A 23446-nucleotide genomic window follows, 5' to 3' on the forward strand; every position below is an offset into this window, starting at 1 on the left:
ACAGAAATTTAATGGCGGAAATTGAGCCCGCCCACCCCCTGTCCGCAGACGGGCGGGGCCGCCCATCTTATATTGACCCCCCACGCCCAAGCCCCTATTCTGCCCCTTCAATTTTCGAAGGGAAGGATACGATCATGTTTAATCTTTCAGGCAAATGCGCTCTGGTCACCGGGGCCACAGGTGGAATTGGCGGCGCGATTGCCCGCGCCATGCACGCCCAAGGGGCCACAGTCGGCATTTCCGGCCGGAACGAAGGCAAGCTGGCCGAACTGGCCGCCGAATTGAAAGACCGCGTGCATGTCCTGCCCGCCGATCTGGGGGCCGAGGGTGGCGTGGACGCGCTGGTGAAAGCCGCCGAAGCCGCCATGGGCCAGATTGATATTCTGGTCAACAATGCGGGCCTGACCCGCGACAATTTGTCCCTGCGCATGAAACCGGAAGAATGGGACGAAGTCATCGCCGTCAACATGACCGCGACCTTCCGTCTGGCGCAAGCCGTTCAGCGCGGTATGATGAAACGCCGTTCGGGGCGCATTATCAACGTCGCATCCGTTGTTGGCGTAATGGGCAACCCCGGTCAGTGCAATTACGTTGCATCCAAGGCCGGCATGATCGGCTGGTCCAAGGCGATGGCCCAGGAAATCGCCAGCCGCAACATCACCATCAACTGCATCGCCCCGGGCTTTATCGCCACGGCCATGACCGATGCGTTGAACGATGATCAAAAAGCCACGATCAACGCAAAAATCCCGATGGGCCGCATGGGCAGCTCCGAAGACATCGCATCCGCCGCCGTCTTCCTGGCCAGCGATGAAGCCGCGTATGTCACCGGCCAGACCATTCACGTGAATGGCGGCATGGTGATGATTTAATGGCCGCTTACGATCTGGTCATTTTTGATTGTGATGGCACGCTGGTTGACAGCGAATTGGCCAACAACATTGCCTTCTGCGACGAACTGGCCGCAGAAGGTTTGACCCAATACACGCCGGATTACGCGATGACCCATTTTGTCGGGTCATCCGTGCCGACATTGATGAAGCACATCGCCGCCGAAACGGGTCACGTTTTCCCGGATGATTTCCGCGACCGTTATATCCGCAATGTCAGCCGCCGCATCCCCAACGATGTACGTTCCATTCCACACGCCTATGAAACGGTTGAGGCCATCAGCAAGATCGTGCCCGTCTGTGTCGCATCGAACGGCGAGCGGATGAACGTGGTTGATTGTGTGAAGGCCATCAAAACGATGGATGTGTTTTTTACCGAACAAACCGTTTTCACCAAGGATCAGGTCGAAAACCCGAAACCGGCCCCGGACTTGTTCCTGTATGCCGCAGCCCAAATGGGCAATGTACCGCCCGAACGCTGTCTGGTGATTGAAGATTCGAAATTCGGCGCCCGTGCGGGCGTCGCCGCGGGCATGGATGTGCTGGGTTTCACCGGGTCCGCGCATGATAAACTGGGACGCGCCGCGGAACTATCCGCCGAACGCGTCATCGCCGTGATTGATGATTTGCGGGATATTTTGAATTATCTTCAGGATTGAGCCGTGCAAAATAAAAAGGGCCCCAAGCGGGGCCCTTTTAAAATTCCTATTCGAGATTACATCGCCAGAGCGAAAGTCGGGCGGTTGACCATGACCGGAGAACCCGGCTTCGGCGCATCCAGTTTCAAATCGCCATTTGCTGCCGGGCCGAAATCCAGTTGGTTTTTCGACAGCTTCGGCGCGGTATCTTCGATCACCTTGGCTCCGCGTTTCAGCAGTTCTTCTGTGCCTTTATCAGACGCCACGAAGCCACCGATTGCCCCAGCCAGACCCGGGGAAGCGGCATACCCATCGGTATCGCCATGGAACAGGTCCAGACGACGCAGGTTTTCCTGCAGATCTTCAATCTCGTATTTCTTCAGCGATTCAACGGTGATGCCATTGGCGGACATATACGCCAGTGTGTTGCGAACATTCGCGGCCACTTCCTGACGGGATGCTTCGCCGGGGTTCAGCTCCAGATCCTTGAAACGACGGGCCAGACCTTCGGACTGCATTTTCGTCTGCGCCCAGGCTTGGGCCGAGAAGGTCATCAGATGCGGGTTATTGAACATGCTTTTCAGCAGGTTCTCACCATCCATCGCGCGATACTGACCTTCGACGGTTTGAAATTCGGATCCGGTTTGCGCCTTGTCCAGCGCTTCGCCCTTATCGGCCAGCGCGCGAGTCGCAACAGATGCATTGTTCAGGAGAGAGCGTTTTTGCGCGGCGGTCAGAACACCATTTTCACCACCGGCACGTACTGTGCTGCCCATGGAGAAATTGCCGCCTGCCGTTGCTTGATCACGTTTGCTCATAGCCATACACCCTTTATATAGAACGTTTCGTTCCTTGATTATGCGACATATTAACCAAATTTCCCCCTTTCTGTCTACAAATATCAATTAACACATTGATTTTCATTGGTTTTTATATTTTCCAGAATGTTAATTCAGGCCCACGCATATAAATTGTTGATTTCGGCGAAGAGGATCACTACAGTCCCCCCCGAACTGACTTTAACTGAAACAACAATAAGGTAATAAGCGATGAGTGACATTGCTGAGCGCGTGAAGAAAATTGTAATCGATCATTTGGGCGTCGACGAAGCCAAAGTGGTTGAAGCAGCGAGCTTCATTGACGATCTGGGCGCAGACTCCCTCGACACTGTTGAGCTGGTCATGGCCTTCGAAGAAGAATTCAGCGTCGAAATCCCGGACGATGCCGCTGAGAAAATTCAGACGGTTGGTGACGCGATCAGCTTCATCAAGGAAAACTCCGCTGCCTAATTCAATGGCATGGTGTTTTTAACGCTATAAAGTTAAAGTCGCAGTCCCTTTTCATTAAAGGACTGCGCTTTTCTTTTCTGCTGATATGATAGTCTGCTTGTAAGAGGTTCGAAATGAGACGAGTTGTCGTAACAGGTATGGGCATGGTTTCCCCGCTGGGCGTGGGAGTCAAACGCAATTGGGACCGCATCACGAACAGTGAAAGCGGAATTCGCCGTATCGAGAAGATGGATGCGTCCGATCTGGCCTCGCAAATCGCGGGCGAAGTTCCGGTGACCACCGATGAAAACCCGACCGACGGTTCATTCAACGCCAATCTGTTCGTTCCGGTGAAGGAACAGAAGAAGATGGATACATTTATTATGTACGCCATCGCCGCCGCAGAAGAAGCCTTGGACGATGCCGACTGGCACCCCACCGCGGACGAAGACCAATACCGCACCGGCGTGATGATCGGGTCCGGCATTGGCGGTCTGCAATCCATTTATGAAACATCCACGACGCTGGCCGAAAAGGGCCCGCGCCGTCTGTCCCCGTTCTCGGTTCCTGCGATGTTGATCAACCTGGCCTCAGGCCATGTATCGATCATGCACGGGCTGAAGGGGCCGAACCATTCCGTGGTCACCGCCTGTGCATCCGGCACGCACGCCATTGGCGATGCCGCCCGCCTGATTATGTGGGGCGATGCCGATGTGATGGTCGCCGGGGGCGCCGAAGCGGGCGTCAACCGTTTGGGCGTGGCCAGCTTTGCCGCCGCGCGCGCTTTGTCCACGGGGTATAACGACAACCCGACCGCCGCATCCCGTCCGTTCGACGAGGGCCGCGACGGTTTCGTGATCGCCGAAGGCGCAGGCATCGTTATTCTGGAAGAATACGAGCACGCGAAAAAACGCGGCGCGAAAATCTATGGTGAAATCATCGGCTATGGCATGTCGGGCGATGCGTACCACATCACATCCCCGGCGGAAAACGGCGATGGCGGTTTCCGCGCGATGCAGGCCGCATTGAAACGTGCCGAACTGAACCCTGGCGATATTGATTACATCAACGCGCACGGCACATCGACACCGCTGGGTGATGGGCTGGAATGCACGGCGGTGAAACGCCTGTTCGGCAATCATCTGGACACCGTATCCATGTCCTCCACCAAATCGGCTATTGGCCATTTGCTGGGCGCAGCGGGCGCGGTTGAGGCGATTTACACGATCAAGGCCATAGAAACCGGTATCGTTCCGCCGACGCTGAACCTTGAAAACGTGTCCGAACCTTGCCAAGGGCTGGATCTGGTTCCGAAAGTGGCGAAGGAGAAGAAGGTCCGCACGGCCCTGTCCAACTCCTTCGGCTTTGGTGGTACCAATGCCAGCCTGATCATCCGGTCCGTGTAACAGGCGGCAGGATGGCGGAACCCAGCAAGTTTCAACACGGCTTCGTTCAATTCTTTCTCGGCGCGCTGGTTCTGGGGACCACACTCTGTGTGGTCGGCGGGGCTGGCGCGTTCGTTTATGGATGGAACGGCTGGAACAAAGCTGGGCCGCTGCAAACCGAAACATCCGTCATCATCCCGCGCGGATCGGGCGTCAGCACGATTGCCACCACGCTGGAGGATCAGGGCGTTATTGAGGATGCCCTGCTGTTCCGGATCATGGCCCGCATCACCGGGCACCACACCAATCTAAAAGCCGGTGAATACGCGTTCACGCCGCAAATATCCATGCGCAGCGTCGTCGATAAAATCGAACGCGGCGATGTCGTGCAACGCCGCGTGACCGTGCCCGAAGGATTGACCAGCCACCAAATCGTCAAGATCGTGAATGGAACCGAGGGATTATCCGGCACCATCACGGCGATCCCGGCGGAGGGCTCGCTCCTGCCGGAAACATACAGCTTCCTGAAAGATCAGGACCGCGCCGAAATCATCAGCCAGATGCAAACCGCGATGAAAGAAACCATCACGCAGATGTGGCCCAGCCGCGATCCGGGCCTTCCCTTTGACACGATCGAACAGGCCGTAACACTGGCCAGCATCGTGGAAAAGGAAACCGGCGTGGGCGAAGAACGCAAGCGCGTGGCGGGCGTGTTCATCAACCGCCTGCGCATGAATATGCCCCTGCAGTCCGACCCGACCGTGATTTACGCGATCACCAAGGGTGATATGAAGGATGACGGCATGGGCCCGCTGGGCCGCCGCCTGTTGCGCAAGGATCTGACCGACACGGATTCGCCGTACAATACGTATAAATACCCCGGCCTGCCCCCCGGCCCCATCGCCAACCCCGGCAAAGCGTCCATCGACGCCGTCCTGCACCCGGAACAACACGATTACATCTATTTCGTCGCCGACGGCGAAGGCGGCCACGTCTTTGCCCGTACACTGACCGAGCATCAAAATAACGTGAATGAATGGCGGAAGATTCGGAAAAGCCAGGGGCAATAATCCGAACAAAGCATCATTATAGTTTACAGAACACAGGGGCGCCGCCACGGTCCGCAAGGCCGCACCGCGACAAAAGGCTTGATTTTCATGGGCTTTTGCGGCATCCATGGGGGGCTTTGAGGCGGGGCGGCAACGCTCCTTTTTTCCTTCAAAAGACGGGATGGATGTCCATGGGATTGTTTCGTGCAATCGGTCAGATGCTGGGGTGCCTGTCGCCTGCGCATATTGGTTTCGTTACATTGCTGAGCGGCGCGCGCAGCGTGGGCCGTGATGTCTATGGCAACCGGTATTACAGCGCCAAGGCCCGCCCGGGATACAAGCTGGATCGTCGTTGGGTGATCTACAAAGGTGTGCCCGAAGCATCGAATGTACCGCCGGAATGGCATGGCTGGTTGCACCACCAAACGGATGTCGTTCCGACATCCAGCGCGGAATCGTTCCGCCGCCCGTGGCAGAAACCGCATATGCCGAACATGACCGGCACGAATTTGGCCTATCGGCCGCCGGGGCACGTGTTGTCCGGTGGCCAGCGTGATGCGGCAACGGGCGATTACGAATCGTGGACGCCGCCACAATAATAAATTTAAACGCGTTTTTGGGTGATAGAAGAGAATGAAACACAGTCTGATTGAAACAGTTCTGGGCGCGGTTGTTTTGCTGGTCGCGGCCGTATTTTTGATTTTCAGCTACAGCGCGGCGAATGTCGGCGATGTCAGCGGTTACACAATCAGCGCGAACTTCTCTTCCGTTGGCGGCCTGCGCGCCGGTGACGATGTGCAGATCAGCGGTGTGAAGGTCGGCACCGTATCGGCGGTTGAACTGGACCCGGAAACTTATTTGGCCAAGGTCAGCATGGCCGTTGATCCGTCCGTGAAAGTGCCGGATGACAGCGCCGCCTTGATCAGCAGCGAAAGCCTGATGGGTGGTCGTTATCTGTCGTTGGAACCGGGTTCATCCGAGGACATGATGAAGAACGGTGATCGCATCTCTTATACGCAGGCACCACAAAACCTGGAACAATTGCTGGGTAAATTTATCTTCAGCATGCAGGGTGCGCCGAAAGACCAAAACGGCAACGGTGCGGAATCGGCGAATGCGCATCCGTAAGCGCATATACACCCCCATCGTTTCAACACTCCTTGCGCTGTGCGCTCTTGGATTTTCAAATCCCGCGCGCGCAGCGATGGAGGATTATCCCGTCGTTAAATTGCAGTCGCTGGATAAAGTCACAGCGCGCACCATGACATTCGAAGCGAATGTCGGATCGACCGTCAAATTCGGTACGCTCTACATTAAAATTCAGGCCTGCCGCAAGGCTCCGCCGATTGAAACGCCGGAATCCGCCGCGTTTTTACAGGTGTGGGAATTGACGCCGAAGGCCGAAGAATCCCAATGGATTTTCAGCGGCTGGATGTTCGCATCATCCCCCGCTTTGTCGCCGATGGATCACCCGATTTATGACGTGTGGGTGCTGGATTGCCTGACCCACAAAACCGGGGAAGAGCCGCCGCAAGACGACGTTGCCCCAACGGCGGAAGGCACCCCAGCCGAAGGTACCGACGCACCGGATGCGTCCACCGCACCCGCAACGTCGGATACGCCGGCGGCAGAGACCGACATCCCGGTCGAAGAGCCACCACCCTCAGCCGAATAATTTTTAAACACAACGACCCCATAACACGGACACGCCTTGTTGTACGCGTTGCGGGGCTGTGGTGTTGAATGGAAGGATTAAAACGCGCGCGTTTTGACGCTGGCTTGTGGCGCAACACTGGACGGGGCATCCGTGTTCTGCACCATGCGCCAGGCCTTGATCCCGGCATGTTTGCCCTGCGTATAATCGTGGGCGCAGTGTTCAAATGCAGATTCGTTTTGCGCCTTGGCGGCACGTGTGGCATCGCCGACACGATCGTAAATCTGGTCCTGTGTGATGTGCTTGCGGGTCAGCAACCGGTCAATGTGGGGCTGGTCCAGAACATGCACATCGGCCACCGCATGGGTGCGAATCGTGCCATCGGTATGTTCGCCCTGCCATTGGCGGGCGGCCATCACGACATAACGGGGGGCGTTTTGCGGATCGGCGGCGGTGGCAAAGACGGGCAGAAAGCGGGTTTGCGCCTTGAACGCATCGCGTGACAGGGTCGTTCCCCGCGCACCATCGACGGTCGCGTGCCGGGTCCAAGCCCTTTTCAGGCTTTGGGTGGATGTCTCACTGTGTGATACGTCACCATTCATCGGCACGGTCCCCAAGCTACAAAAGCGGACAATAAAGATGTCTTTGAGTTGACCCCAGCCTAGCAAATCCTTAACGAAGTGTCAATTTTTATGGGAAATATGTGACAAGTCACTGATTTGTCGCGCGCATTTCAAACCATGCGCGGATCAGTTGATCCTCGCTCAACCCCGGAAAACCGCGCAAATTAAAGTCCGCCGGGCGGGGAATGGCCTGATGCAGGCGGGTCAGATACTGGTCCCGCGGGATTTCATAGGCCCCGAATTGTTCCAGATGCGGGTTCAGATACTGGGTGTCCAGCAGGGTAAAGCCTCCGCGCCACAGCCGGGCGCACAGATGGATCAGGGCGGTTTTGCTGGCCCCGGAGGCGCGCGAAAACATGCTTTCGCCAAAGAACGCCGCGCCGATCGCCAAACCGTACAAGCCCCCGACCAGCGCGCCATCCGCATTGCGGACCTCGATTGAATGGGCAAAGCCGGCGGCGTGCAAGTCGGTGAACAGTGTGCGGATGCCGTCATTGATCCATGTTTGAGGGCGGTCATCGGTGCGGGCCGCGCACCCGGCCATCACCCCCGGAAAATCCTGATCCACCGTGATGGTGAACGGGGATTTCAAAACAAATTTTTTCAACGAGCGCGGCACGTGCAGGCGGACAATATCCATCTGCCCGCGCAAGGGCGGGTCATACCAGTAAAAGCCCTGCTCATCCGCTCGCTCGGCCATGGGGAACAGGCCCATGGCATAGGCGGTCAGGACATCCTGTATGGTGATGGGCGGGTTCGCACTCATTCTATCAACCGATAAATTCCATAACGCGCGCACTTTCTGTGGATAAAAAGCGCGCAATTTTTTGACAATCCATCTGTCTTAATTGTAACTTTATTAGGCCTTAACCGGCGAGACAAATTGAACAGGGAAAAAAACTTCCGTAAACGGGAGATCTAAAAAGAAACGCCGCCCCCGTCCGGGGCGGCTGTTTTTTCTTTAGCGTTTTTGAATATAGCCTTACGGGCCGACTTCGACCCGGGGCGCATCCGGCCCCACCAGGGCGATCAGATCATCATCATTCACGCTCTTCTTCTGGTCGGCCAGATCCTTGAAGCGCACGAACGCATCCTGCAACGCGTTGTCACCCAGATCAAAACCCAATTGTTCCAGCCGGGCGCGGAAGGCGTGGCGGCCAGAATGTTTGCCCAGCACCAGTTCCGATTTATTCAGGCCCACCGATTCCGGCGTCATGATTTCATAGGTCTGCGCGTTTTTCAGCATGCCGTCCTGGTGGATGCCGCTTTCATGCGCGAACGCATTGGCGCCGACGATGGCTTTGTTCGGCTGCACCGAAAATCCGGTGATGTCGGACAACGCATGCGACAGTTTTGTAATCATCGTCGTATCAATGTTGTTTTTATACGGCAATGAATCGGCGCGTGTGCGCATGGCCATCACGATTTCTTCCAATGCGGCGTTGCCGGCACGTTCGCCAATGCCGTTGATCGTGCATTCAATCTGGCGCGCGCCCGCCATCACACCGGCCAGCGAGTTGGCCACGGCCAACCCCAGATCGTTGTGGCAGTGAACGGACAAAATCGCCTTGTCGATATTCGGCACCTTGTTCAGCAACAGCGTAAATTTCGCCGCATAATCCGCGGGCAGCGCATAGCCCACCGTGTCGGGAATATTGATGGTGGTGGCCCCCGCCGCGATGGCGGTTTCCACGGCGCGGCACAGGAAATCATTTTCGGTGCGGCTGCCATCTTCGGCGGACCATTCGACATCGTCGGTGAATTGGCGGGCCAGCGTGACGCTTTCACGAATGGCATCCAGAACCGCTTCCGGTTCCATCTGCAATTTATGTTTCATGTGCAGCGGTGATGTGGACAGGAACGTATGGATGCGGCGGCTTTTCGCCGGGGCCAAGGCTTCGGCGGCGGATTCGATATCGCCGCGCTTGGCGCGGCACAGGCCGGCCACGGTCGCGTTCTTCACCGTTCCGGCAATGGCCTTCACCGCTTCCCAGTCACCCTTGCTGGCAATCGGGAACCCGGCTTCGATCACGTCCACGCCCATCTGGTCCAGTAAGGCGGCCATGCGCAGTTTTTCGTCATGGTTCATGGAACAACCCGGTGATTGTTCGCCGTCGCGCAATGTGGTGTCGAAAATTATAACGCGGTCCATTGTCGTCGTCCTTTGCTGTTACGCATCAATCTTAATCTTCAATTTTTCGGGCGTCTTCGACCAACATGATCGGAATGCCATCGCGAATGGGATAGGCCAGCTTGGCCTGATCGGAAATTAGTTCCTGCGCCTGCGCATCATAACGCAACGGCACCTTGGTCAGCGGACAGACCAGGATTTCCAGCAATTTCCGATCAATTTGATGTGCATGTGTCATGCAGGGTTTATACCCCGGTGACACAGGGGTGATCAATGACAGAGTGAGGAATCAGAGCCGCCACAGCAGCTTGTGTGCAACGCACCGGATTGACGCACCGCCATATCAAGAATGGTCATAAACAAATCCGCCCGCGTTTTGCAGCAGGACGCTTCCAGCAACGCCTGTTTCTCGCCCGCATCCAACGGGCAAATCATGGACAGGCAGGTGATCAGCTTGTTATCCGTCGCGCTTTCAACCGCGTTCCAATCGCAGGACAGGCCGTGCAGTTCAAAATAGCTTTCCAGCAGGCCACGCAAGCGCGGGCGGTCGAGGTTGAGGCAGCTCACCGTTTCCAGATCATTGGAAAAATCGGCCCAATCGGCCAGAACGCGGCGATATCCGTTGCGGCCCTGATCCAGTTCGTTTTTGACGCGGAATCGGGCGACACCCTTCAGCGTGACCAGATAACGGCCATCATTGGTTTCGCTGAAATTCACGATGCGCCCCGCGCATCCGGTTTCGAACAAAGCCGGGTGGGCATTGTCGGCGCCGCGCGGTTGGATCATGCCGATGATGCGGTGGGATTTCAGCGCATCTTCAACCATGCTGAGATAACGCGGTTCAAAGATGTTCAATGGCAACTGGCCATGCGGAAGCAACAAAACGCCGCTCAGCGGAAATACGGGAATTTCCGCGGGCAAATCGTCCAATGTTGGTGGCAAGTCACAACCCATAGCCCCACAGCCGTTATTCGAGAGTACGCACGTATTCCACCCGGTCAATCATGCACAGTGTTAATCATATAGGCATTTTTGTTGCAAGAAAAAGCCCGCGCGGCGACATTTTATTATAATTTTATGGTGCATCGCGGCGGGAAAAGGCCGGAAATCCGGGCTTTTTATAGGCTTTTGTACGGGGCGCAGGGTCGGGGGCAGGGCCTGCGCGCCACTCACGAAAACAGGATCGATGACAATTGGCGGCGGGCGGTGCCTACGGCTTTGTCCGCTGGGCCGATCGCATCGAAAAATTGCAGCAATTGCTTGCGTGCTTTTTCATCTTCCCATGCGCGATCGCGACGGATGCTTTCCAACAATTGGTTCATGGCTTCTTCACGCTCTCCTGCGGCAAACAACGCCATGGCGTAATCAAACCGGGCGGCGTGGTTGTCGGGTTCGCGTTCAATGGCTTTGGCCAGATCGCCAGTGCCATTATCCGGCCCAGCCTGCGCGGCCTGCTGCGCCAATTCGACGGCGGTGATGGCGGCGGAAAATTGTGAATTTTTGGCGATGGTTTCGGGCGCGTTTTCAATCATGCCGGCGGCGGTATCAACATCGCCATCGGCGATAAAGGCGCGGACCAACCCAATGAACGCCGCCACATTGTTTTCGTCTTCTTCCAATACGGTGGAATATAAAACCTGGGCCTGCGTCGGATTATTGTCGGCCAATGCCTGATTGGCGGCGTCCAGCGTTTCGGGGATATTGACCGCATCCGGTTTGCTTTCGCGGGCCAGTTGCACCAATTGGTCCATCAATTTTTTCAAATCGCTGGCCGGGCGGTTGCCGGTAAATCCGGTGATCGGCTGGCCGCCGAAAAACGCAAAGACGGTCGGAATGGATTGCACGCGCATCGCCTGCGCCAGTTCCGGGTGTTCGTCGATATTCACCTTGGCCATGCGCACAACGCCCTTGGTGGCGGTGACGGCTTGTTCCAATGCGGGGCCCAGTTGTTTGCACGGGCCGCACCACGGGGCCCAGAAATCGACGATGATCGGCGTGTCCATTGACGCGCGCATGACGTTGGCTTCGAAATCCTCTGTGCCGACATCAAAGATGGCGTCCGGCGCGGCCGCTGTTGCCGCATCGTTTTTTTGTGCGTCTTTTGAACTGCCGAACAACATCGTCTTATTCTCCTTCAGGGGCACAGGGGCCGAGATCCAGGATCAGCGGCGTATGCCCGGTTGATTCGATGAAGCGTACAAGGTCTTGGGGCGCAACGCCAATGGTCATGGTGTTGACCATGGGATGAAAATTCACCGTGGTGGCGTGCATGATTGTATCATCCAGCACCATGGTCACGGCCCCCGCCGTATCATTGATAATCGCATACGGGCACACCGACCCCGGGCGTACGCCCAAATTGGCCCACAACCGTTCCGGCGATCCGAATGACAGGCGTCCGCACGCCAGCAACGCGGACAGTTTTTTCAAATCAATTCTGGTTTCATTGGCGGCACTGACCAAAAACATGGTTTCGCGTTTATCGCGCACGAACAAATTCCGGCAATGCAGGCCGGGAATGTCTTTTTCAAACTCCAGCCCTTCCTCCACCGTAAAGAAGGCCGGGTGGTGCCATGTCGTGTACAGGATGTCCAAATCGTCCAACCGCTTGAACAAAGCGTCGGGCGTGGTGGGCAGATCGGCGTGGTGTTGCAGATGATGTGCTGTGTCCATGGGGTTTCATATCAGTCAAAAATGCTGTTTTTCAAGCGCTTTGCCCGAAATAGATAAAATTTTAAGGAAAATAAAGCGGGTGGTAAGGCTTTTTGCGTATAAAGAGGGGGTGTGAGTATGGAGAGATACCAATATGAGCGAACCTTTATCCCGTTATGAGGGCCCCGAATTGATGGCGCGTCTGGCCGGCATTCAGTCGTTGCAGACGCTGGCCGGTACGCAGGGTGCTGGCGTCATCGCCAATTTTGCCCGCGAAAACGGCCTGGATCAGGCCGCGCCGAAAGCGCCTGAAACCAATGGCCCGGCGGCCAATGCCCCGGCTGCGGAACAAGGCTGGACCCAGATTTTGGGCAATAGCGGCCCCTCAAATAATACACCGGGGGCGATGTAATCCATGAATGTTGAACTGGGTAAATTGCCGGATGGGGGATTGGTCGTCATGTGCGATTCACATTTCCCGCATGAAATCCGCCGGATTGAATATTACCGGGACCAACGGCTGATGATGCTGGTCTACGACGCCGACCACGAAGGCGACCTGATGCACTATGAATTGTCGGATGTGTGCGCCAATACGGTCGAAAACAGCCCCAACGTCATGATCGTCGACCATTCCCCGGGCCGGAAGCTGTATGGCTATGACGTGCCGCTGGTTCAGATCGGGATTTGATTTTCATAATAATAAAGCAAAACACAAAATCTGTGTTTTTTATTCTTGCAATCGCCGGATTCATGGGTATATTCCGCGTCTGTTGAAGCCATGAAATGCGGGCGTAGCTCAGGGGTAGAGCATAACCTTGCCAAGGTTAGGGTCGCGCGTTCGAATCGCGTCGCCCGCTCCATGGACCTTACAACAGATTAAACAAAAAAGCGGCTCCTTCGTGGGCCGCTCTTTTGTTGTTTTAATTACCCATTAATCTGCAACCTTCCCCGATAACCCCTGCCACATCCGGACCATGTCTTGGGCCTGATCGTGTTGGAGTTGTTCATAGGTGACGGAGCGTTGAGCCATGGGTTTGGCAACTTCGCCCTTGATCCGGTCTTCGTCATCCCCGCCCATCATGGCGGCGATTTCGGCGTGGGTCAGGGCGTAGCAGACTTTTTCAATTCCCGCCCGGATGACCAGCGCCTGGCCCAGCATTGTGGGTTCGGAACTGCAATACAGAGTGCAGCCCTTTAATTCCGTCCGGCCCAGTTTTTCCGTGGCGCGGCGAATGGCCAGCACCTCGGCATGTGCCGTGGGGTCGCAACGCGATGTCACACTGTTCACGCCCTCGCCAATGATATGACCATCGGCATCCGCCACAACGGCCCCGAACGGCCCACCCAGGCGAGAGCGCGCGTTCTGGTGCGCCAGCGCGATGGCGCGGGCCATCAATTGATCCGGTGAATAGCCGCGTTCCACACGGTGCGCCCCGATGGCATCGGGATTTTTTCCGTGCGAACGCAAAACGCGGCGCACCACTTCAACCAGACGATTGGGCTCCACCGGTTTGCGCAGCACCTGTTTGATTTCATAACGGCTGATTTCCAGCAACAGATCCGTGCTGGGCTCATCGGTGATCATGATGATGCCGAATGTATGCCCCTTCACCTGACAATGACGGGCGAAATCAAAACCGGTTTTCGGCTGCATCGTTTGGTCGACAATAGCGATGTCGATATTGCGCGTATCGGCGATACGGGCCGCGGCCCCGCCATCGGCGGCGGTGATGACCTCGTACCCGTTCATGTACAGAAGGCCCGCAAGGTGATCGCGGTCATCTTCGTTTTGTTCGGCGATCAGCACTTGGAGGTTATTGGAAACGCGGCTCATTCAAACACCTGAAAAAATTGGACGGGAAAAAGTGTAGTCTTTTTTCTTTATTTGAAAAGCCTTGTTGAAACAGAAAGTCTCGGGTACCCTTTTTATAACAATAACGCACCCATCTTATAAAAACCGGGGCGTAAACAGGGAGAAGTACATGTTAGAAGACCGCAAGGGCGCGCAAAGCGCCTTCGATTCTGTTGCCGGAAACGATAACAACGCCGGCGCACCGGTGACAGCCGCGCCCACGTCAACCCCCACGTCAACCCCACAAACCGCGAACACCCCCGCGACATCAAACTATTTCAACCAGATGGTATCCGCCGCGCCGCATGAACGCGTGCTGATTCTGGAAGGCCCGATTACACAGGAACTGGCCATCAATGTGCGCATTCATCTGATGAAGATGGAAGCCGCCAGCCCGGATGAGCCGATTACCATTCTGATCAATTCCCCCGGTGGGTTGGTCAGCGCGGGCCTGGCCATTTATGACACGATTCAATCACTGGAATGCCCGGTGCGGACCTATGTCACCGGCACCGCCGCATCCATGGGGTCCCTGCTGTTGGCCGCAGGTGCACCCGGTGAACGCCGCGCCGCGCCCAATGCCCGCATTATGATTCACCAGCCATCCGGCGGATCGCAGGGCAACGCCACAGAAATGGGCATCAGCCAGAATGAAATCGAACACACCTATCGCCGTATGGCATGGATATATGCCGCCCATGCGTTTGATGCGGCCAAAAGCCCGGCCTTTGATAAAAAGGTCGCGGACAAGATGAATGATCTGCAAAAAACCGCCCCGGCATCAGGGGGCGCGTGGACGCCGGATACGTTGAAAATGACCGCCCTGGCCCACCTGTATCACGCCGTGATGAAACAGGATTATTACCTGTACGCCGAAGAAGCCAAGGATATGGGCCTGATCGACAAGATCGAGTACCCGGACATGAACATCAAATCGACGATGGACCCGAAACGCGCCAAGACCCTGAACCGCATTGCCGAAGCCGAACGTCTGGCCAACAAACATCACCGCGATAACCGCCCGGAACCGAGCGCGTTTTAAATCGCAAGACAAATACCCCAACGAAAAAACGCCGCCCCATAAACCGGGCGGCGTTTTTTCATGATCGGATTTTAAAATCAGGCGCGGCTGAAAATACTGTGCAACATGCCATACCAAATCGCCGCACCCCAGAAGAGCAGGAACAAACCGGCCTGCACGAAAATGGAGCTGGCCATCGGGATCAGGAACGGCACCACCACCATGCCCAGACACAGCCCGCGCGCGCAATGTTTAAAATCCGCCGCAAAAAACCGGATTTGCGCCAGAAACACGCCCCAGAGCTGAAACGCCAGCACCGTGCAGAAACCATATAGAATCAGGCCCGGATCCGATACGGAAGATAGAAAACCGCGCATGATCACCGGTGCAATACACACCAAAACGATACAGACAAAAGCCAGAACCAGCGTGACCAGATGCGATGTAATATCGACCGTTCCCCCGGCCGGATACCGCCCGGACGCGGCCTTGGACAGCGGAACGACATTTTCTGTTGATGATGAATGCGAAATGGCAACCATTGACGAATCCCCCAAGACAACCACGAAGGAGCACGCAGACCGCGTGCCATTATGATTTTTTTGAAATGATGTGACAAAAAGGCAGGATAAAAAGAAAACGCGCAACGCAAGGTGATTCTACCTCGAATTGCGCGTTCTGAATATAGCGTTTAAAAAATTATTCCTGTAACCCGTCGGGGCCGCGATTGTGTCGCAGATAATCGCGCAAGGGCATCCCATCCAGCGACAGCCCGCGTATCACCGGTGCCCCAAACGCACCGGGCACCGCGATTTCCATCATAAAACGATCCGGTTCCGACACCACCAGACGATCCAGATCGGCGGCAAATTCTTCGGGAATGAAGTATTTTTGCGCCCCCGTTGCGGATGGTGTTGGAATACGGCTTTGGCACACACGATCCGCGCCCGGCGCGTCGCATTGCAGACGCGTGACGTTCATATAGGTTTGATCACCATTCAGGCACAAACAGCAATTGGGATCATTGTTGGAACAGGCCGGAGTACCCTCCGCATCCGCCTCCATCCAGTCATAGCGAAACTGAATATAGCGCCCGTGTAACAGATCCCGCGGATCATAGCCCGCGATTTTCACGGTCCAGATCGGGCCCGCCGTTTGATCCGTGGCCGCCTTGACCCACAATAAACCGGGCACCAGCAACGGCAAGAGCAACACTACGATCAAAATGATCTTTCGCATCGGTTCAGACATTTTTTCGCAGCCAGAGCAAAAACCGATCATGATTGTTCCCCATTATGATGTGACAACGACCGCACGTAACGATTGGCCCGGCGCAGGCCCCAGATCATGCCCAACATGGCCACCCCGGCGATAATCAAACCAAAACCCGTGGTCATCAACCCGGCAAAAGCCTCAAGGAAAATGACGTAAATACGAAGACCGATCAATGTCACCGCCAATGACACCAGACGCATCGCCCCGGTTAAATGCCCATAGAACCCCGCCCCGATCCAGAACGCGATGAAGGTCAGGCCAGCCATAAAACTGGAATCCGGCGACGGGATCAGGAACGGCAACAACACCGAAACCACGCACAACGCGCAATAGCCGACCGTGGCACGATAGAACGCTTTATCATCCACGCGGGTATTATACAGGGCGTAATGCACCGCCAGCCCCACGAGCGCAATCAACGGGACCCCAACCGCAACCATATAGGCCGCGCCATAATCCATACCGGAATCGCGGGCGATTGTGCCCAGCTCCCTGGCCCGGTCGACATACCACAACATTGTCGCCATCGTGCCCGTGAAGGTCAGCAGGATAAACCCGGCCCGCATCACAACAAACGCCCAGACGGGACGGAATGTGCGGAACAGGCGCGTAAATCCATCGGCGCACATGGCCAGCGGCAACCACAGCGCCACCGCCACACTGTAAAACAACATCCAGATATCGGGCAGATCGCCCAGATATTGATCCATAATCACCGGGATAGCGCCCAAAAACGCCAGCACCCAGGGAATGGCGGTCAACATTGTACGGCCATAAATGACCATAAAGGGTGAAATCACAATCAGCCACAAGGCCAGCAACCCGCCCGCGCCGCCATTGAGGTGGTAAATCTGCCCCACCAGCGCCATGAAGGTCAGGGTCAGGCCCGCTAGGACCAGCACCGCACCTTCGCGCCAGACATCCATCCCGCGAGCATGGAAACGCCACACCGCAACCACCGCGCCGATATTCAAAATCGCATGCACAAGAAGTTTTGCCGCATCGGGAATGTCGTTCCAGTTGGCCCCGATCACCATCAACACCCCAACCAGAATGGCGAACAGCGACAACCCCATCAACCCGCCCGCGAACCGACCCTTTTGTCGGTTGCGTTCAAAATCGGTGATGGATGCGGCCTGATCGGCGGAGATCAACCCCGCCTGTTCCCAGGCTTTAATCTTGCGATGGACGCCAAACATATGATTTTCCCCTTATAATACGGGTGGTCATTGTGGGATTTGAGAAACAGAGGCGGGAGCAACGCGAACGCGAAAACCGGCCATTATCGTACATTTTTTTCAACGCCATGGACATGGTGTTTTTGATGCTGGTAGAATCATGCCTATGAAACCGTTTATCCCACCCCGCCGCGAATCAGAGCGCGGCAGTGTTTTAATTTATATCTTTATCGCCATTGCCGTTCTGGCCGCGCTGAGCTTTGCCGTGTCGCGGTCGGGCCGCGAAAGCGCGCAGACCATCAACAAGGAACGCGCCGATTTATGGGCCACGGAATTGTTCGATTATTCGAACATGCTGCGCCGCGCGGTCACCACATTGACCATCACCGGATTGACGGAAAACGATGTGTGTTTCCATGATTCCGGATGGGGTGACAACAGTTATCAATTTTCAACCGCCTGCCCCACGGCCAATCTGGTGTTCAGCCAATTGGGCGGCGGCGCGACATTCCAGAACCCGAATTACAATTTGCTCGATTCCAGTTACACGGCCCAGCCGGCCTATAAGAAATGGCACATTACCGGGGCCAACAGCGTGGCCGGTGTTGGTACAGATTGTTCCCCGACGGGGCCATGCAATGAATTGCTGGCCGTCCTGCCCTTTGTGCGGCGCGAGGCCTGCATCGCGGTGAACGCCAAGCTGGGCATCACCGATGACAAAACGGAACCGCCACAGGATGACGCCGGATTTGATTTGAGCGTTCCGTTCAAAGGATCGTATCCGGATGGTGAATCCATCAACACCGCGACGCTGGACGGAAAACGTGTCGGATGTTTCAAGGGCAATGGCGGTGTGATCGACGACGCCTATGTGTTTTACAGCGTTTTAATCGCCCGATAAGCCTATAAAAAACCCCACCGAACGGCGGGGTTTTTTATTGTCATGCGACGACGGGTTTATTTCGGCACAGGGGCCGTATGGCGGCGACGCGCCTTTTCCGGTTTGGCCGCACCCGGGTTGTTGTCATTGGCCACAGCCGCATCGTTGAACAGGAAGCGCAGTTTCTTATCTTGCCCTTCGCCTTGCGTGTCGACCAGAACGGCACCACCCTTGGCCAGTTCACCGAACAAAACCTGACGCGCCAACGGCGTGCTGATTTCGGTCTGGATCAAACGGCCCATCGGACGGGCCCCCATGTTGCGATCATAACCCTTTGTCGCCAGGTAATCGCGGGCATCGGCGCTCAGGTCGATTTTGACATTCCGTTCCGCCAGTTGGCCGCCCAGAATTTTGACGAACTTATCAACGATCGAACCCATCGTTTCCGGCTTCAGGTAATCGAAGCGGATTTGCGCATCCATACGGTTGCGGAATTCCGGCGGCAGGAATTTTGCCACTTCATCTTCGCGGGTAACCTCGTCACGGGATTCGGTATGGAAACCGATACTCGCAACTTTTTTAACCTCAGCATCGCGCAAGTTGCTGGTCATGATCAAAATCACGTTGCGGAAATCCGTGGTTTTGCCGTGGGAATCCGTCAAACGCCCATCATCCATCACCTGCAACAGGGCTTTCAGAACGTCCGGGTGGGCTTTTTCAATTTCATCCAGCAACAGCACGCAATTATTGTGCTTGGTCACGGCATTGGTCAGCTCACCGCCCTCATCATGGCCGACATAGCCCGGAGGCGATCCGACCAGACGTGCAACAGTATGTTTTTCCTGAAACTCGGACATATCGAAACGGACCAGTTGCGTCCCCAGCGTTGCCGCCAGTTGTTTCGCCATTTCGGTTTTCCCCACACCCGTCGGGCCGGTGAACAGATAACTGCCCTTCGGTTTGTTGAGGTCGCGCAGGCCGGCCTGGGCCAGCAATACGGCATCGGTCAGAGCATCAATCGCGGCATCCTGCTGGAACACGGCCTGACGCAGATCGGAATCCAGCGTGCGCAGTTTTTCCAGCCCATCGCCCGACAATTCCTTTTTCGGCAGGCGTTTAATGCGGGCGACGGTGTCTTCCATCTCGTCCTTGTCGATCACGGTTGTTGCGCGCGGTTCGACAATGCGGTGGGCCGCGGCACCATCCAGAAGGTCAATCGCCTTGTCCGGCAATTGGCGGTCGGCCATATACCGCACCGACAATTTCACAGCCGCTTCAATCGCTTCGTCGGTGTAGGTCACACCGTGGAAGGTTTCGTAGTGTTTTTTCAGGCCTTTCAGAATTTCGATGGCCTGCGCCGGGGTCGGTTCGGCCACGTCAATTTTCTGGAAGCGACGGCTCATCGCCGCGTCTTTTTCGAAATATTTAGCGTATTCGGAATAGGTGGTTGCACCAACGCACCGCACGCGTCCGCTGGACAGATACGGTTTCATGATATTGGCCGCGTCCATCTGGCTGTCGCTGCCGGTGCCGGCACCGATCAACATGTGGATTTCGTCGACGAACAGGATCACTCCCGGCGTGACTTCCAACTGGGTCAATACGGCTTTCAGGCGTTTTTCAAAATCACCGCGATATTTCGATCCCGCCGTCAGCGCCGTCAGGTCGAGCGAAAACACGGTCGCGCCCAGCAATTTGTCCGGCACATTGCCATTGACGATGTCCAGCGCCAACCCTTCGGCCACAGCCGTTTTGCCGACGCCCGGCTCACCCACCAGAATGGGGTTATTTTTCTTACGACGGGACAGAACCTCAATCGTCTGGTTGATTTCAGCCTGACGCGCCAGAACCGGGTCAATCTTGCCCGAGGCCGCCAGTGTATTCAGGTTGACCGCAAATTGTTCCAGCGGCGGGCGTTCATCTTCTTCGCCCTCGCCTTGCTGAGCGGAAGGCCGCTTGCTCAGGCCATAATTATCCGTGGCCGCGGCATCTTTCGGGTTCACCGTCGTTCCGTGGGTCAGGAAATTATCCAGCGTTTCGGCGCTGCCAATACCATGTTTTTCCAGCAAATGGGCGGCATGTGAACCGCGTTCGCGCATCAAGGCCAGCAACAGCGATTTGCTGTTGGCGATTGTTCCCGGGCTTTTGGTCGTGCTTTCGTAATAAACGCGATTCAAAATCGTACCCAGCGCGCCGCTTTTCTCCAGGTCGATATCCTGCAGATTGCGCGGGCTGACATCGAAATGTTCGATGATGAAATGTTCGGCTTCTTCCTTGATCTTGGCGACGTCAACTTTCAACGCGCTGAAAACCGCCTTGCATTCAGGATCGTCCAGCAGCGCCAGCAGCAAATGTTCCGGCATCATGATTTGATTGCCGCGTGCGATGGCGATGTCCTGGGTGCGCAATAAGGTAAGGCGCAGATTTTCAGATTGTTCCATGGCGATCCCTTGTCCCTACTCAAAAGAAGTTTCTTGTTTTTAAACCTGTTTGAAATTTATAGACATTTTACATAGGGGTGCCAAGAAGATTCTCTTGATTTATGGAAATAATTTTTCTTGCACTGGCAGATTTCAGCCATTTTTAACCCCCGTCCGGGGGCCCGGCGGGGGTTAAAGCCATTCCAGTTTTAAGGCATCAAATGGTTAATCCTGGTCGATTTTTTCGCGGGCGCCGGATTTGCGGGCCTCTTCATAATCGAAGACCAGCTCCCCGCCCTTGAAATCAACATGGGCGACGCCGCCCTTGGTCAATTTGCCGAACAGCAATTCTTCGGCCAGCGGGCGTTTGATTTTTTCCTGAATGACGCGGGCCAGCGGACGCGCACCCATGGCCGGGTCATAGCCGATTTCGGCCAGATGGGCACGGGCTTCGTCCGACAACACGATGGTGACATCGCGATCGGCCAATTGGGCTTCCAGTTGAATGACGAATTTATCGACAACGCGCGCAACCGTTTCCGGTTTCAAATTCTGGAACGGCACGATGGCATCCAGACGGTTTCTAAATTCCGGCGTGAACAGGCGGCGGATTTCATCATTGTCCGAATCTACCTCCATCGTGCGGCCAAAGCCGATGGGCGATTTCGCCATCTGGGCCGCGCCCGCATTGGTCGTCATGATCAAAATGACATTGCGAAAATCGACCGTTTTACCGTTGTTATCGGTTAGTTTGCCGTAGTCCATGACCTGCAGCAAAATGTTGTAAAGATCCGGGTGCGCCTTTTCGATTTCATCCAGCAACAAGACGCAATGCGGATGCTGGTCAATCGCATCGGTCAGCAAACCGCCCTGTTCAAACCCGACATAGCCGGGCGGTGTACCGATCAGGCGGGACACCGAATGCTTCTCCATATATTCCGACATGTCGAAGCGTTTTAATTCAACGCCGAGTGATTTCGCCAGTTGCCGCGCCACTTCGGTTTTACCAACCCCGGTGGGGCCGCTAAACAAATACGACCCGATCGGTTTTTCCGCATCGCGCAGACCCGCGCGCGCCATTTTGATGGAATCGGACAGCACCGCAATCGCCTGATCCTGGTCATAGACCATGGTTTTCAGATCGCGGTCGAGGTTCTTCAATAATGTGCGATCATCCTTGTTCACCGCCTTGGCCGGGATGCGCGCGATGACCGCGATTACATCCTCGATATCCTTTACGGTGATGGTTTTCTTGCGTTTCGATGCCGGCACCAGCATTTGGGCCGCACCCACTTCGTCAATAATATCAATCGCCTTGTCCGGCAATTTGCGGTCGCCGATATAGCGAGCGGAGAGTTCCACCGCCGCCTTGATCGCGTCGTTGGTGTATTTCACATTGTGGTGTTCTTCGTAATAGGGTTTCAGCCCTTTGAGAATTTTAATCGCATCATCGATGCTTGGTTCCTTCACATCGATCTTCTGGAACCGGCGGACCAGCGCACGGTCCTTTTCAAAATGGTTGCGGTATTCCTTGTATGTCGTGGACCCGATGCAGCGCAAAGACCCGTTCGACAAAGCCGGTTTCAACAGGTTCGACGCATCCATCGCCCCGCCCGACGTGGCCCCAGCGCCAATCACGGTGTGGATTTCATCAATGAACAGAACGGCATTATCGACCTTTTCAATTTCGCCCAGAACGGCCTTTAACCGCTCCTCAAAATCACCGCGATAGCGCGTGCCCGCCAGCAACGCGCCCATATCCAGCGCATAGATCACGGCGGTTTTCAAAACGTCCGGCACTTCGCCATCGACGATGCGTTTGGCCAGCCCTTCGGCAATGGCCGTTTTGCCGACACCAGGATCACCCACATAAAGCGGGTTGTTTTTGGATCGACGGCACAGGATCTGCACCGTGCGGTCCACTTCCTCGTGACGGCCAATCAGCGGGTCGATCTTGCCGCGCCGCGCCTTGTTGTTCAAATTGGTGCAATAGGTTTCCAGCGCATCGCGCCCCGGTTTGGCATTTTTATCTTCGCCACCGGCTTCACCCGGTTCGGTGCCTTCGGGCGGGCGGATTTCGCTTTGCTCCGGCACCTTGGCGATACCGTGGGAAATGTAATTCACCGCATCAAAGCGCGTCATGTCCATTTCCTGCAGGAAATGGACCGCATTGGATTCACGTTCCGAGAACATGGCGACCAGAACATTGGCCCCGGTCACTTCCTCGCGCCCCGAGGATTGCACATGGATGGCCGCGCGCTGCAACACGCGCTGGAACGCGGTGGTTGGTTTGGATTCTTCGCCGTTCCGGTTGATCAGATAGGTCAGTTCATTGTCCAGATAGTGCGCCAGTTGATCCTTCAGATCCGGCAGGGAAATGCCGCAGGACCGCAGCACCGCCATCGCGTCCTGATCATCGGTCAGGGCCAGCAGCAAATGTTCCAGCGTCGCATATTCATGGCCGTGGTCATTGGCCAGGGCCAGAGCGCGGTGGAGCGTTTTTTCAAGATTGCGTGAAAGCATGGCA

The 23446-nt window shown here is 55.8% G+C and carries 25 protein-coding genes, 1 tRNA gene and 1 pseudogene; 13 read left to right on the top strand and 14 right to left on the bottom strand.

The features are described from left to right. Nucleotides 1-134: 134 nt before the first annotated feature. Together fabG and A11S_RS10900 are read left to right on the top strand one after the other, a co-directional pair. Complete coding sequence (gene fabG, locus A11S_RS10895) at nucleotides 135-872, top strand: 3-oxoacyl-[acyl-carrier-protein] reductase (protein WP_041803245.1); 738 nt, start codon at nucleotides 135-137, stop codon at nucleotides 870-872. Next, a complete protein-coding gene (locus A11S_RS10900) occupies nucleotides 872-1549 on the top strand; it encodes an HAD family hydrolase (protein WP_015468566.1) in 678 nt (225 codons plus the stop codon). The genes fabG and A11S_RS10900 overlap by 1 nt, the downstream gene beginning before the upstream one ends. A 56-nt stretch (nucleotides 1550-1605) precedes the next feature. Here the strand turns inward: A11S_RS10900 and A11S_RS10905 are convergent, their stop codons facing one another. Continuing rightward, the gene (locus A11S_RS10905; RefSeq protein WP_015468567.1) at nucleotides 1606-2346 is read right to left on the bottom strand and encodes a hypothetical protein; all 741 of its coding nucleotides are present in this window, start codon (nucleotides 2344-2346) and stop codon (nucleotides 1606-1608) included. A 231-nt stretch (nucleotides 2347-2577) separates the two neighbouring features. Between A11S_RS10905 and A11S_RS10910 the strand changes: the two genes are divergently transcribed. From A11S_RS10910 to A11S_RS10935, 6 genes are all read left to right on the top strand, one after another. Further along, complete coding sequence (locus A11S_RS10910) at nucleotides 2578-2817, top strand: acyl carrier protein (RefSeq protein WP_014103842.1); 240 nt, start codon at nucleotides 2578-2580, stop codon at nucleotides 2815-2817. A gap of 113 nt (nucleotides 2818-2930) precedes the next feature. Then, entirely contained in the window at nucleotides 2931-4202 is a 1272-nt protein-coding gene (fabF, locus tag A11S_RS10915) for a beta-ketoacyl-ACP synthase II (protein ID WP_041802761.1), read from the top strand. Nucleotides 4203-4213: 11 nt separating this feature from the next. Further along, nucleotides 4214-5251: an endolytic transglycosylase MltG gene (gene mltG, locus A11S_RS10920; protein ID WP_015468569.1), complete on the top strand. Its 1038-nt coding sequence runs from the start codon at nucleotides 4214-4216 to the stop codon at nucleotides 5249-5251. Nucleotides 5252-5421: 170 nt separating this feature from the next. Next, entirely contained in the window at nucleotides 5422-5829 is a 408-nt protein-coding gene (locus A11S_RS10925; protein WP_148285146.1) for an NADH:ubiquinone oxidoreductase subunit NDUFA12, read from the top strand. 34 nt (nucleotides 5830-5863) lie between these two features. Further along, nucleotides 5864-6358: an outer membrane lipid asymmetry maintenance protein MlaD gene (mlaD, locus tag A11S_RS10930; RefSeq protein WP_015468571.1), complete on the top strand. Its 495-nt coding sequence runs from the start codon at nucleotides 5864-5866 to the stop codon at nucleotides 6356-6358. After that, entirely contained in the window at nucleotides 6345-6905 is a 561-nt protein-coding gene (locus A11S_RS10935; protein ID WP_041802763.1) for a DUF2155 domain-containing protein, read from the top strand. Before mlaD ends, A11S_RS10935 begins: the two co-directional genes overlap by 14 nt. Before the next feature lie 77 nt (nucleotides 6906-6982). Here A11S_RS10935 and A11S_RS10940 read toward each other — a convergent pair whose 3' ends face one another. The 7 genes and pseudogenes from A11S_RS10940 to A11S_RS10970 all read right to left on the bottom strand — a co-directional run bounded on the left by A11S_RS10940 (nucleotide 6983) and on the right by A11S_RS10970 (nucleotide 12311). Next, complete coding sequence (locus A11S_RS10940; protein WP_015468573.1) at nucleotides 6983-7486, bottom strand: hypothetical protein; 504 nt, start codon at nucleotides 7484-7486, stop codon at nucleotides 6983-6985. 109 nt (nucleotides 7487-7595) lie between these two features. After that, the gene (aat, locus tag A11S_RS10945; protein WP_041802766.1) at nucleotides 7596-8273 is read right to left on the bottom strand and encodes a leucyl/phenylalanyl-tRNA--protein transferase; all 678 of its coding nucleotides are present in this window, start codon (nucleotides 8271-8273) and stop codon (nucleotides 7596-7598) included. A gap of 252 nt (nucleotides 8274-8525) precedes the next feature. Then, a pseudogene (locus tag A11S_RS10950) lies at nucleotides 8526-9659 on the bottom strand (2-isopropylmalate synthase); the annotation flags it as partial. 31 nt (nucleotides 9660-9690) lie between these two features. Next, complete coding sequence (locus A11S_RS10955; protein WP_015468576.1) at nucleotides 9691-9876, bottom strand: Trm112 family protein; 186 nt, start codon at nucleotides 9874-9876, stop codon at nucleotides 9691-9693. A 32-nt stretch (nucleotides 9877-9908) separates the two neighbouring features. Further along, nucleotides 9909-10592, bottom strand: coding sequence for an LON peptidase substrate-binding domain-containing protein (locus A11S_RS10960; RefSeq protein WP_015468577.1), 684 nt, complete (start codon nucleotides 10590-10592; stop codon nucleotides 9909-9911). 215 nt (nucleotides 10593-10807) lie between these two features. Further along, nucleotides 10808-11758 carry a tetratricopeptide repeat protein gene (locus A11S_RS10965; protein ID WP_015468578.1) on the bottom strand — a complete coding sequence of 317 codons (951 nt, stop codon included), beginning with the start codon at nucleotides 11756-11758 and terminating at the stop codon, nucleotides 10808-10810. Nucleotides 11759-11762: 4 nt separating this feature from the next. Further along, nucleotides 11763-12311 carry a prolyl-tRNA synthetase associated domain-containing protein gene (locus A11S_RS10970; protein ID WP_015468579.1) on the bottom strand — a complete coding sequence of 183 codons (549 nt, stop codon included), beginning with the start codon at nucleotides 12309-12311 and terminating at the stop codon, nucleotides 11763-11765. 133 nt (nucleotides 12312-12444) lie between these two features. On the opposite strand from A11S_RS10970, the gene A11S_RS10975 reads away from it, so the two are divergent. From A11S_RS10975 to A11S_RS10985, 3 genes are all read left to right on the top strand, one after another. Beyond that, nucleotides 12445-12702 carry a hypothetical protein gene (locus tag A11S_RS10975; RefSeq protein ID WP_015468580.1) on the top strand — a complete coding sequence of 86 codons (258 nt, stop codon included), beginning with the start codon at nucleotides 12445-12447 and terminating at the stop codon, nucleotides 12700-12702. Between the two features lie 3 nt (nucleotides 12703-12705). Then, complete coding sequence (locus A11S_RS10980; RefSeq protein WP_015468581.1) at nucleotides 12706-12981, top strand: hypothetical protein; 276 nt, start codon at nucleotides 12706-12708, stop codon at nucleotides 12979-12981. Nucleotides 12982-13078: 97 nt separating this feature from the next. Beyond that, nucleotides 13079-13153 (top strand) — tRNA-Gly (locus A11S_RS10985). Between the two features lie 71 nt (nucleotides 13154-13224). Here A11S_RS10985 and A11S_RS10990 read toward each other — a convergent pair. Then, entirely contained in the window at nucleotides 13225-14127 is a 903-nt protein-coding gene (locus A11S_RS10990) for a deaminase (protein WP_015468582.1), read from the bottom strand. A gap of 148 nt (nucleotides 14128-14275) precedes the next feature. Between A11S_RS10990 and A11S_RS10995 the strand changes: the two genes are divergently transcribed. Then, nucleotides 14276-15187 carry a ClpP family protease gene (locus tag A11S_RS10995; protein WP_015468583.1) on the top strand — a complete coding sequence of 304 codons (912 nt, stop codon included), beginning with the start codon at nucleotides 14276-14278 and terminating at the stop codon, nucleotides 15185-15187. A 77-nt stretch (nucleotides 15188-15264) separates the two neighbouring features. Here A11S_RS10995 and A11S_RS11000 read toward each other — a convergent pair whose 3' ends face one another. The 3 genes from A11S_RS11000 to A11S_RS11010 all read right to left on the bottom strand — a co-directional run bounded on the left by A11S_RS11000 (nucleotide 15265) and on the right by A11S_RS11010 (nucleotide 17640). Further along, the gene (locus A11S_RS11000; RefSeq protein ID WP_015468584.1) at nucleotides 15265-15708 is read right to left on the bottom strand and encodes a hypothetical protein; all 444 of its coding nucleotides are present in this window, start codon (nucleotides 15706-15708) and stop codon (nucleotides 15265-15267) included. Nucleotides 15709-15865: 157 nt separating this feature from the next. Beyond that, a complete protein-coding gene (locus A11S_RS11005; protein ID WP_015468585.1) occupies nucleotides 15866-16447 on the bottom strand; it encodes a GDYXXLXY domain-containing protein in 582 nt (193 codons plus the stop codon). Then, a complete protein-coding gene (locus A11S_RS11010; protein ID WP_015468586.1) occupies nucleotides 16444-17640 on the bottom strand; it encodes a DUF2157 domain-containing protein in 1197 nt (398 codons plus the stop codon). The genes A11S_RS11005 and A11S_RS11010 overlap by 4 nt, the downstream gene beginning before the upstream one ends. A 145-nt stretch (nucleotides 17641-17785) precedes the next feature. On the opposite strand from A11S_RS11010, the gene A11S_RS11015 reads away from it, so the two are divergent. Continuing rightward, nucleotides 17786-18520, top strand: coding sequence for a hypothetical protein (locus A11S_RS11015; protein WP_015468587.1), 735 nt, complete (start codon nucleotides 17786-17788; stop codon nucleotides 18518-18520). Between the two features lie 56 nt (nucleotides 18521-18576). On the opposite strand, the gene A11S_RS11020 is transcribed toward A11S_RS11015, so the two are convergent. Next, nucleotides 18577-20940 (bottom strand): AAA family ATPase, encoded by a 2364-nt coding sequence (locus A11S_RS11020; RefSeq protein ID WP_015468588.1) that lies wholly within the window; start codon nucleotides 20938-20940, stop codon nucleotides 18577-18579. 204 nt (nucleotides 20941-21144) lie between these two features. Next, complete coding sequence (gene clpA / locus A11S_RS11025; protein ID WP_015468589.1) at nucleotides 21145-23442, bottom strand: ATP-dependent Clp protease ATP-binding subunit ClpA; 2298 nt, start codon at nucleotides 23440-23442, stop codon at nucleotides 21145-21147. Nucleotides 23443-23446: the final 4 nt, after the last annotated feature.

Source organism: Micavibrio aeruginosavorus EPB (assembly GCF_000348745.1).
Lineage (GTDB): Bacteria > Pseudomonadota > Alphaproteobacteria > Micavibrionales > Micavibrionaceae > Micavibrio > Micavibrio aeruginosavorus_A.